The sequence below is a fragment of the Streptomyces sp. NBC_00287 genome, from assembly GCF_036173105.1.
Lineage (GTDB): Bacteria > Actinomycetota > Actinomycetes > Streptomycetales > Streptomycetaceae > Streptomyces.
In genome coordinates this window covers 4419243-4428629 of the sequence record NZ_CP108053.1, presented here as the reverse complement: position 1 = coordinate 4428629, position 9387 = coordinate 4419243, and the positions used below count along the sequence as shown (strand labels likewise).

Annotated in this window: 9 protein-coding genes; 3 read left to right on the top strand and 6 right to left on the bottom strand. The window is 72.3% G+C overall.

Annotated elements, in window-relative coordinates; genetic code table 11:
• Nucleotides 1-7 precede the first annotated feature (7 nt).
• From OHT76_RS20035 to OHT76_RS20025, 3 genes are all read right to left on the bottom strand, one after another.
• Nucleotides 8-1789: an HEXXH motif domain-containing protein gene (locus OHT76_RS20035; protein ID WP_328872227.1), complete on the bottom strand. Its 1782-nt coding sequence runs from the start codon at nt 1787-1789 to the stop codon at nt 8-10.
• A 14-nt stretch (nt 1790-1803) separates the two neighbouring features.
• Complete coding sequence (locus OHT76_RS20030; RefSeq protein WP_328872226.1) at nt 1804-1986, bottom strand: hypothetical protein; 183 nt, start codon at nt 1984-1986, stop codon at nt 1804-1806.
• 120 nt (nt 1987-2106) lie between these two features.
• Nucleotides 2107-3129, bottom strand: coding sequence for an effector-associated domain 2-containing protein (locus tag OHT76_RS20025; RefSeq protein ID WP_328872225.1), 1023 nt, complete (start codon nt 3127-3129; stop codon nt 2107-2109).
• Between the two features lie 207 nt (nt 3130-3336).
• On the opposite strand from OHT76_RS20025, the gene OHT76_RS20020 reads away from it, so the two are divergent.
• The gene (locus OHT76_RS20020; RefSeq protein ID WP_328872224.1) at nt 3337-3510 is read left to right on the top strand and encodes a hypothetical protein; all 174 of its coding nucleotides are present in this window, start codon (nt 3337-3339) and stop codon (nt 3508-3510) included.
• Nucleotides 3507-5168, top strand: coding sequence for an HEXXH motif domain-containing protein (locus OHT76_RS20015; protein ID WP_328872223.1), 1662 nt, complete (start codon nt 3507-3509; stop codon nt 5166-5168). The genes OHT76_RS20020 and OHT76_RS20015 overlap by 4 nt, the downstream gene beginning before the upstream one ends.
• A 298-nt stretch (nt 5169-5466) precedes the next feature.
• On the opposite strand, the gene OHT76_RS20010 is transcribed toward OHT76_RS20015, so the two are convergent.
• Nucleotides 5467-5940 carry a GNAT family N-acetyltransferase gene (locus OHT76_RS20010; protein WP_328872222.1) on the bottom strand — a complete coding sequence of 158 codons (474 nt, stop codon included), beginning with the start codon at nt 5938-5940 and terminating at the stop codon, nt 5467-5469.
• 9 nt (nt 5941-5949) lie between these two features.
• Nucleotides 5950-6747, bottom strand: coding sequence for an aminoglycoside phosphotransferase family protein (locus OHT76_RS20005; protein ID WP_328872221.1), 798 nt, complete (start codon nt 6745-6747; stop codon nt 5950-5952).
• Nucleotides 6748-6843: 96 nt separating this feature from the next.
• On the opposite strand from OHT76_RS20005, the gene OHT76_RS20000 reads away from it, so the two are divergent.
• Nucleotides 6844-8250 carry an NAD(P)/FAD-dependent oxidoreductase gene (locus tag OHT76_RS20000; protein ID WP_328872220.1) on the top strand — a complete coding sequence of 469 codons (1407 nt, stop codon included), beginning with the start codon at nt 6844-6846 and terminating at the stop codon, nt 8248-8250.
• A 131-nt stretch (nt 8251-8381) separates the two neighbouring features.
• On the opposite strand, the gene OHT76_RS19995 is transcribed toward OHT76_RS20000, so the two are convergent.
• Nucleotides 8382-9362 carry a zinc-binding dehydrogenase gene (locus OHT76_RS19995; RefSeq protein WP_328872219.1) on the bottom strand — a complete coding sequence of 327 codons (981 nt, stop codon included), beginning with the start codon at nt 9360-9362 and terminating at the stop codon, nt 8382-8384.
• Nucleotides 9363-9387: the final 25 nt, after the last annotated feature.

The following is a 9387-nucleotide window of genomic DNA, read 5'->3' as shown; positions in this document are numbered from 1 at the left end:
GCGGCGGCTAAGTCGCCAGCCAGGTTGCCAAGTCGATCGGGTCCGGCGGTGTTCCGGTTGCTGTGGTCAGCGACCGGAACACCGCTCGGGCCCGTTCCGGGTGGTGGCGTAGGAAGTGGGCCGCTGTGGGGGATGTTCCTGTGAGGGCCAGGGACTGGGCGAGGCCCGACCAGGCTGTGGGGTGGTCCGGGGTGGTCAGCAGGTGGGAGAGGTAGGCCTCTTGGGCTGCTTCGGCTTCTCCCGCTGCCAGTAGGGCGTCTGCCCGCAGGGCTGCCGTCACCGTTGCCGCCGCCTTCTCCGTGTCCTCTCCGGTCAGGCGGTGGCGGGTCAGGACGGCCAGGGTGTCCAGCCAGCGGGCCGAATCGTCCGTGGCCACCTCGGGGGTCGCCGCCAGGGAGCGCGGGGGGCTCGCGGCGCCGGACAGCCAGGCCCGGGTCGTTTCCCGCACCGCCGGCTCCGGGGGGCGCAGATGGTGGGAGCGCCACCGGGTGGCGTGGTCCGCGGCGCACATGCGGGCCAGGGCCAGCGGGGCGTCCGGGACCGGCTCGTCCAGCCAGCGCGTGCAGAGGGCGTACAGACGGTCCAGGAGCTGTGCGCCCACCGGCGTCAGGCGTTCATGGCGATGGACCTGGCGCAACGCCGTGGTCACATGCGCCCGCCACAGGGCGAACTCGAAGTGTGCCAGGGGGGTTGCCGCCCCCGAGGCCAGGCGGTGGGTGCGCCAGAAGCGGGCGATGCCTACGAAGGCGTAGATGCCCTGCATCAGGCCGTCCAGGGGGCGGGGGTCGTCGCGCCAGGGGGCGTACCAGAGTTCCGGGGCCTCGGTCGTGTCCGGGGTGAGCAGCGGTGTCAGATGCAGCAGGCCGCCCAGCTTCGTGTGCTGGAACTCGTGTATCAGGGTCACCGCGAGCTGCACATGGTCGTCCGGCTCCGACGATTCGATGCCGCCGAACGCATCCCCAGCCGTCACACTGCGTGGCCGAAACCTTTCCCTCGCCGGGCCCGGAGTCAGGGACAGCAAGCCCCTTCGCATCGCCTCCGCGGTCCTCGGCTGTTCGTCCAGCAGCACCGCCCAGGCCCGCTCCAGCAACCGCCGCCACTGCTCCGTGGCATCCTCGGACAGCGGACGCGGTTCCGTCGGCCGGGGATACGTCCGGTACGGGTCCACGTCGTCCAGCGCCAGCTCCAGCCGGTGGTTCGCGGGACCGAGCGTCAGGCGCCGCAGTGGATGCCAGCCCGGCGCTGGAGCGTCCGGCGGCGTCGGTACGGCGACCTCGGCACCCGGTGCCACCACGACCGCACGGCCCCCCTCACCCCGTACCGTCGCCGTCGTCCACGGCTCGGTCGCGGGCAGTTCCGCGCAGCCCAGGGTCGGAAGTGGTACCCGGCCGTGGCGCATCGGGATCTCGATCGAGAAGTCCAGCTCCGCGCGTAGCGCCGCCGCGGCGGCCAGGGACGACACATGACCCAGCACCACCCACAGCGGCGGATCGTCCTGGGGCTCGCTCCCGCGCAGTCGGCGCAGCGCCGTGGCCAGCCACATTCCCGTCTGCGGATACATCAGCAGCTCGTCCACGACCTCCGGCGCCCGGCGCTGTACCGCGCTGAGCAGGTCCCAGGCGGGGCCCAGGTCGGTCGCGTCGTCGAGCATCCGTAACAGCAGCAGGCGACGGCTGCGCTCGGCGGCGAGCAGGAGGTCGACCGTGGCCGGACCGCCCTCGCCGCAGCTCAGTTCGTCCAGGTCGGCCGACGGCAGACGATGATGGGGGAGCGTGGGATCAGCGCGCATCGGCGGCCCTGGAGTCAGTCGTACCGCTCCGCGCTGGGGTTGAAATCGCTGACGCTCGCCTGCGCGAGGTCGATGCGTTGCCGCAGCTCCTCCAGGGATCCGGCGAGAACCTGACTGTCCATGGAGCGCAGCGTTTCAAGAGACACCCCCGCGAGATCGACTAGGTTGGACTCGACGGCGGCCACAGACGGCTCCATGACGGCCAAACCCCTTCCCCCCGGCTGCACTTGTGGTGCGGGCGCTGCTCACATCCCCCTGATAATGGCCCGCAGTGCAGGGGATGAAACCCCGCGCCCGCGCGGCGCCGCGATATCAGGTCAGCGATGGCGCCGGGACAACTCCACCGCCTCCTGGTCCATTCGGGCCACCCCGACGGAATCGCCCTCCACCAACCGTATCGCTTCGAGGAGTTGGTCCAAGGTCCCGCGATAGCGCAGACAGGTGCGCAGGATTGCGAACACGTCCGGGCGCAGGGCGGACGAGCGCGGGCTCATGGCTGAGATCACCGGGTCGATGCTGTCGAGGATGAGGGCCAGGCCGTTGCGGTCGCTGACCGAGGGCAGCAGGGTCAATGCGGTGACCAGGCCGTCGAGTTCGCGCAGGGGGAGGTTCTCGGGCAGGTTCGCCAGGCTGGCGGTGCCGTCGGGCGGGGCGGCGATACCGGTCAGCTCGGCCGGGGTGGCCGGCAGTCCGGCGTACTCGTGGAGCAGGGCGAGTTCGGCGCCGGTCAGCAGCTCGTACCAGCGGTCCACGCGGACGGCGGCGAGGCGGCCCAGGCCGTCGCTGAGACGGTGCGCGCCGACCAGACCGATCAAGGTCCCCTCGTGCCAGACCGCCGCTCCGGACATGCCCTCCCACGGTGACCGGGGCTGATCGGCATCCGCATGGGGCGGTGCCACGGCGAGTTCGAGGGTGCCCTCGCGGCGGTTGGACAGCACCGAGATCATGCCGCTCGTCCGGCAGGAGTCGCGGTAGTAGGTCCGGGCACCGGGGTCCCAGCGCGTTTTGAAGAGGGGGAAGCCCACGGTCGTGAACGGCAGGGCCGCGTCCGTCTCCGGTACCGCGCCGTAGAGGGGTGGCTCGCTGCTCTCGGGGACGAACCGGCCGGCGAGCTCCAGGAGCGCAAGGTCGGCCTTGTCGGAGTGCAGCGCCACGCGGGCGTCCTCACCGACGCGATCGGCCCCGAACCGTACGACCGTCTCGCGCTGCTGACTGACCACATGGGCGGCCGCGAGCACCCAGCGGTCGCCCACCCGGTACCCCGAGCCGCGCCGCCAGGCGCCGCTTCCGCTCGGAAGTGCCAGCACCTCCGCCACCCGTTCCGGAATCAGCCCCGCCACCCCCGCTCACAACTCCTCGGTCGTTTCCATGAGTTCCCTCACCCGGTCCCTACCCGCACCACCGTTTTGTCACTCGATCCGGGTGGATTCGACGCCACGAACCTGTGAGGTGCCTGTGATGCACTAGGGTCGCTGAGGCGGTCAGAAACCATCTGATACCGCTGGAAAACATGCGAAACACCTGAAACAGGGGAAATGGACGGGGTCATGGACAAGTCCGGAGTCGAGTCCGAGCTGATCGATCTCAGCGGTGTTCCGCTGGACGCCTGGCCCTCGCTCCCCCTCCCGGCCGCCGACGGTTCCCTGCGGCGACTGCTCAGCCGTATCGACGACCCGGCCAGCAGCCTCGGCGGCTACAACCCCCAGCGCGACGAAGCGTGACCAGCCCGCATGTCCTCGCCGCCGGGTCGTTCGACGAACTCCTCGGCGGCGGGGGCGGTTCCGCGACCGTGGCCGCGCTCAGGGCGAGTGAGCGCAGTTGGCGGCTGTTGGTCGTACGGGCCCTGCTGGACGCCTCCGCCGCACATCCCCTGACCGAGGCCTGGCAACTCCTCATGCGGGCCCGTGCCGTGGACGAGGATGCCTTTGAGGAGCTGCTGGCCTATCCGTCCGTCGGGGTATGGGCGGCGCACACACTGCGAAGGCTGCGCGGTACGGCAGCCGGGGACGCGGGTCCGGACACCGGCTATCTGCACGCCGTAGCGGCGAGCGCGGCGATTCGGGCCGGACTGCACTTCCGTACCGCCGTCCCCGTACACGAAGGCTGGGCCGTGCTGCCCGCGCTCGGAGCGATGCGGGTGTCCGGTGGGTCGACGGCCGAGGTGAGCGCCGCCGAGGGGCGTGTGCTGGTCGCCGGACGGCCGGTCGGCGGGCCCGACTGGCACCCCTTGACCCGTCTGAGCGCCGACGGGCACGCCCTGCTCCTGGACGATGCCGACCCGTACCGGACCCTGCGCACGCCCGTCCCCACCGAGCCCGTGGCCGCCGGGGACTGGCAGGAGCTGTTCGCCGAGGCCTGGGAGATCCTGCGCGGGCTTGACGCAGAGGCGGCCCGGGCCTTGGGCGACGGTCTGGTGACCCTCGTACCACGGCCGCGCGCCGAACGCTTCCGCCCGCACAGCGCCTCCTCCGGCGACGCCTTCGGCGCGGCCCTCGTCTCCGTCCCGGACGATGGCGAGCAGCTCGCGTCGACGCTGGTTCATGAGTTCCAGCACAACAAACTCAGCGCGTTCATGCACCTGTTCACCCTCTACGACGACCAGGGCGGCGGTGGACGGCTGTACTACGCCCCTTGGCGGGACGATCCACGGCCGCTCGGTGGGCTGTTGCAGGGGGTGTACGCCTTCTTCGGGGTCACCGGGTTCTGGCGGAGGCGTGAACACCCGCTCGGGCGCTTCGAGTTCGCGCTGTGGCGGGCCCAGACCGCGCACGCCCTGCGCGCGATCGGCGCGGCGGAAGGGCTGACCGAGTTGGGGCGGCGGCTGGTCGCCGAGCTGGAGGGGCGGCTCGCGCCTTGGCTCGGGGAGCCGGTGGCGGAACGGGCCCGGGTCGCCGCCGAGCTCGCGGCGGCCGATCATCGGGCGACCTGGCGTGCGTATCACCTGCGTCCCGACCCGCAGGTGGTACGCGCACACGTGGAGGGACGTCCGGAGGGCACGGGCGAGCCGAAGCTCGTCCCGGGCACTCCGGCACGCGGCCTCGACACCCGCGCGGTACTGCTGCGCTGGCTGATGGCCGACCCGGCCGGCTTCGACGCCCTGCGCGAGAACCCCGGCGCCACCGTCGAGGGCGCCCGCCCCGAGGACGTCGCCCTGGTCACCGGGGACACGGAGGCCGCGCTGCGGGCGTACCGGGAGCGGATCCTGCGGGGTGAGGGCGACCCCGAGACGTGGGTCGGCCTCGGGCTCGCGGCCCGGGCAGCCGGGGATCCGGCGGGGGAGGCGGTGCTTGCGCGCCCGGAGCTGGTCATGGCGGTGCATGCCGAACTCGACGGGGATCCGCTGGAGGTCTCCCGGGGGCTGCTCAGCTGCCGGGCTTGATCAGGGCCTCGGCTGCGCCGAGTTCGGGGCGGGACGGAGCTCGTTGGAGGCGGACGGGGCTGGTCATGTGCCTGGCCTGGCGGGTGCCTCGTGTGTGTCGAGCGTCGATCGGATCGAGGTTCGTTGGATGCAGCCCCGCGCCTGCTCAGCGACCAGGGTCTCGTCTGCGCCGAGTTCGGGGCGGGCCGAGGCTCGTTGGAGGCGGACGGGGCTGGTCATGCGTCTGGCTTGACGGGTGCCTCGTCCGTGCCGAACGCCGATCGGATCGAGGTTCGTTGGATGCAGCCCCGCGACCCGCTCAGCTGCCCAGCGTGACCAGGGCCTCGTCTGTCAGGCGGTATACCGTCCACTCGTTCTGTGGGCGGGCGCCCAGGGACTTGTAGAAGGCGATGGACGGGGTGTTCCAGTTCAGGACGGACCACTCCAGGCGCTGGTAGCCGCGCTCCACGCAGATTCGGGCCAGTTCGGTGAGCAGGGCCTTGCCGTGGCCGGCGCCTCGGGCCGTGGGGCGGACGTAGAGGTCCTCCAGGTAGATGCCGTGGACGCCGCGCCAGGTGGAGAAGTTCAGGAACCACAGGGCGAAGCCGACCGGCTCGCCGGTCGTGTCGTCGACGGCGATGTGGGCGTAGGCGGCGGGGCGGTCGCCGAAGAGGGCCTCGTGGAGCTGTTCCTCGGTCGCGTTGGCCTCGTCCGGGGCCTTCTCGTACTCGGCCAGCTCGCGGACGAGGGCGTGGATGACGGGGATGTCGGCGGGAGTCGCGGTGCGGATCATGTCGGGAGGTTAACCGCCCTGGCCGCGCAGGCGGTCGGCAATTTCCAGGTGCTCCGGAAGCGGAGCGTTGCCCTCCTCGAGCTGCCACACCGAGTTCTGGAGCACGCGGCCCAGCGTCCAGGCGCGCGCCCGGTCCCGGTCGAGGCCGAGGACGTCCGTCATCGCGTCGAAGCGCCAGCGGACCTCGTCGGGGTCGAAGCGGTTCCACAGGGCGGGGAAAAGGTCGAAGCCGGGGTCGCCCGCGAGGGGCTTGGGGTCGATGGCGAGCCAGGGGGCGCGGTCGGAGGCCAGGACGTTCTCGAAGTGCAGGTCCCAGTGGAGGAGTTGGTCGCCTGGTTCGTCGGCGACCTCCCGCACGGCCGCCGCGCAGTCCGCGAGCGGGGCCGGGTCCTTGAGCTGGGGGAGTACCGCCGCCGTGCGGTCCAGGAGGCGCGGGGCGATATCGGCGAGGCGGCGGAGTTCCGGTGGGGCCTTCAGGGCCGTCAGCCTGGCCAGCAGGTGGGCGATGACGAGGGTGGCCTCACGGGTGTCGGGCAGGTCGTCCAACGGGCGCTCCGAGTCGAGCCGTTCGAGGAGCAGCGTGCCGTTGTCGGCAGCCAGGAGCCTTGCGGCGCCCTCGCCGTTCCAGGCCCGTAGCGCGACCGGCTCGCCGACGGTCTCGTCGTCGACGTCCTGGAGCTTGAGCACGGCGGGTGTGCCGTCGGCGCGCAGGACGGGGAGGACGGCGGCGCAGCGGCCGTACATGGGCGGGCCGTCGGGGCGGAGGTCCCAGCGCTGGAGGAAGGGCGCGGCGCGTTCGGCGATCACGGGCCGACGGTAGCGGCGTACGCGTGCCGTCAGCCACGCAATAACCACGGAATCCGAAGGAGACACCGGCCGCCGACACGGGTTAACGTCCCGGCCATGAGCAGCTCGGTCAGCGATGTCGTCAACGGCGGCATCTCCTTCTGGTACGCGAACGACGGCCTCCCCGCGGTGCGGGAGCCGCTGCCCGGGGACGCCTCGGCCGATGTGGTGATCGTCGGCGGTGGCTACACGGGACTGTGGACCGCGTACTACCTGAAGAAGGCGGCGCCCTTCCTCCGGATCACCGTCCTTGAGCAGAAGTTCTGCGGCTACGGCGCCTCCGGGCGCAACGGCGGCTGGCTGTACAACGGCATCGCGGGCCGCGACCGGTACGCGAAGCTGCACGGGCGGGACGCCGCCGTACGGCTGCAGCAGGCCATGAACGGCACCGTCGACGAGGTCGTCGCCGTCGCCGCGGCGGAGGGCATCGAGGCCGACGTACACAAGGGCGGGGTGCTCGAAGTCGCCCGTACGCCCGCACAGTTGGCGCGGCTCAAGGCCTTCCACGAAGCCGAGCTGGCCTTCGGGGAGAAGGACCGGGAGCTGTACGGCGCCGGGGAGACCGCCGAGCGGATCCGGGTCGCGGACGCGGTCGGGTCGTCGTGGACTCCGCACGGGGCCCGGGTGCATCCGGTGAAGCTGGTGAAGGGGCTGGCCGCCGCTGTTGAGGCGCTCGGGGTCGTCATCCATGAGCAGACGCCGGTGACGGAGATCCGTCCCAAGCACGCGGTGACGCCGTACGGCACCGTCCGCGCGCCCTATGTCCTGCGCTGTACCGAGGGCTTCACCGCCGCGCTCAAGGGCGAGCGGCGGACCTGGCTGCCGATGAACTCCTCGATGATCGCCACCGAGCCGCTGACCGACGAGCAGTGGGAGTCGGTGGGCTGGGACGGGCGCGAGACGCTCGGCGACATGGCGCACGCCTACATGTACGCCCAGCGCACGGCCGACGGGCGGATCGCGCTCGGCGGTCGCGGGGTGCCGTACCGCTTCGGCTCGGGGACCGACAACGACGGGCGGACCCAGCCCGCGACCATCGAGGCGCTGCGGGAGCTCCTGCACGGGTTCTTCCCGTCGCTGGCCGGCGTCCGGGTGGAGCATGCCTGGTCCGGGGTGCTGGGCGTGCCCCGCGACTGGTGCGCCACGGTGACGCTGGACCGGTCGACGGGGCTCGGCTGGGCGGGCGGGTACGTCGGTTCAGGCGTGGCCACGGCCAATCTGGCGGCGCGGACCCTGCGGGACCTGGTCCAGCAGGACTCGGGGCAAGGGGGCCGCACCGAGCTGACGGATCTGCCGTGGGTGGGGCACAAGGTGCGCAAGTGGGAGCCGGAGCCGTTGCGTTGGCTGGGCGTCCAGGGCATGTACGCGGTGTACCGGGCGGCGGACCGGCGGGAGGCGGTGACTCGGGGGGCGGAGTCGTCGCGGCTGGCGCGGTTTGCGGATCGGGTGGCGGGGCGCGGCTGAGCGTCGGCTGGGGGCTGGTGACCACTGGGGTACCGCCGGGTGCCGTATGTCGGGTGCGGGTGCGTTGTGGCTGGTCGCGCAGTTCCCCGCGCCCCTGGGGCGTCTGCGGTGCCCCGTGTTGTCGCGGCCCTCTACGGCTCCAGTACCACCTTTCCCGTCGTCCCCCTTGTCTCCAGCGCCCGGTGCGCCGCGGCGGCCTCGGTGAGGGGGAAGCGTTGGACCGCCGGGGTCAGGCGGCCCTCCGCCGCCTCCACCAACGCCCGCAGTTCGAGTGTGCGGACCGGGTTGGGGCCGCCGGCCTTGCTCATCATCACGGGGCCGAGGACCTGCTCGGAGACGCCCTCGACGAGGTAGGGCTCGCCGCCTTGGATGCCTTCGCCGGACCAGCCGAAGACGATGTGCTTGCCGCCCGGGCCGAGCAGGGCGACGGATTGTTCGGCCGCGCTGCCACCCACCCCGTCGAAGACCACGGTGGCCGCACGGCCGCCCAGCCAGGCGCGGACCTTCTCCGGCCAGTCGGGGTCCTTGTAGTCGACGGCGAGGTCGGCGCCGTTCGCCTGGACGCGGGCGACCTTCTCCGGGCCGCCGGCGAGACCGACGACGGTGGCGCCGGCGTTCTTGGCGTACTGCACGAGCAGGGTGCCGATCCCGCCGGCCGCCGCCGGGACGACGGCCACGGAGTCCGGGCCCAGCTCGGCGAACTGCAGGATCCCCATCGCCGTACGACCCGTGCCGATCATGGCGACCGCCTCGGCGTAGTCCAGGTTCGCCGGGATCTCGTGGAGGCGCTCGACCTCGGTGACGGCGAGTTCGGCGTACCCGCCGGGCGCGAAGCCCAGGTGGGCCACCACCCGCTTGTCGAGCCAGAGGTCGGCCACGCCCTCGCCGAGGGCCACGACCACGCCCGCGACCTCCCGGCCCGGGATGGTGGGCAGGGGGGTCGGGGCGGGGGCCGGGCCCTGTGCGCCCTCGCGCAGGGCGGTGTCGAGGAGGTGGACACCGGCCGCGGCGACGGCGATGCGGACCTGGCCGGGGCCCGGCCGGGGGTCCTCGACCTGCTCGTAGGTGAGGTTCTCGGCCGGTCCGAAGGCGTGCAGGCGGATGGCGTGCATCAGGGGTCCCCCATCACTCGTTGGC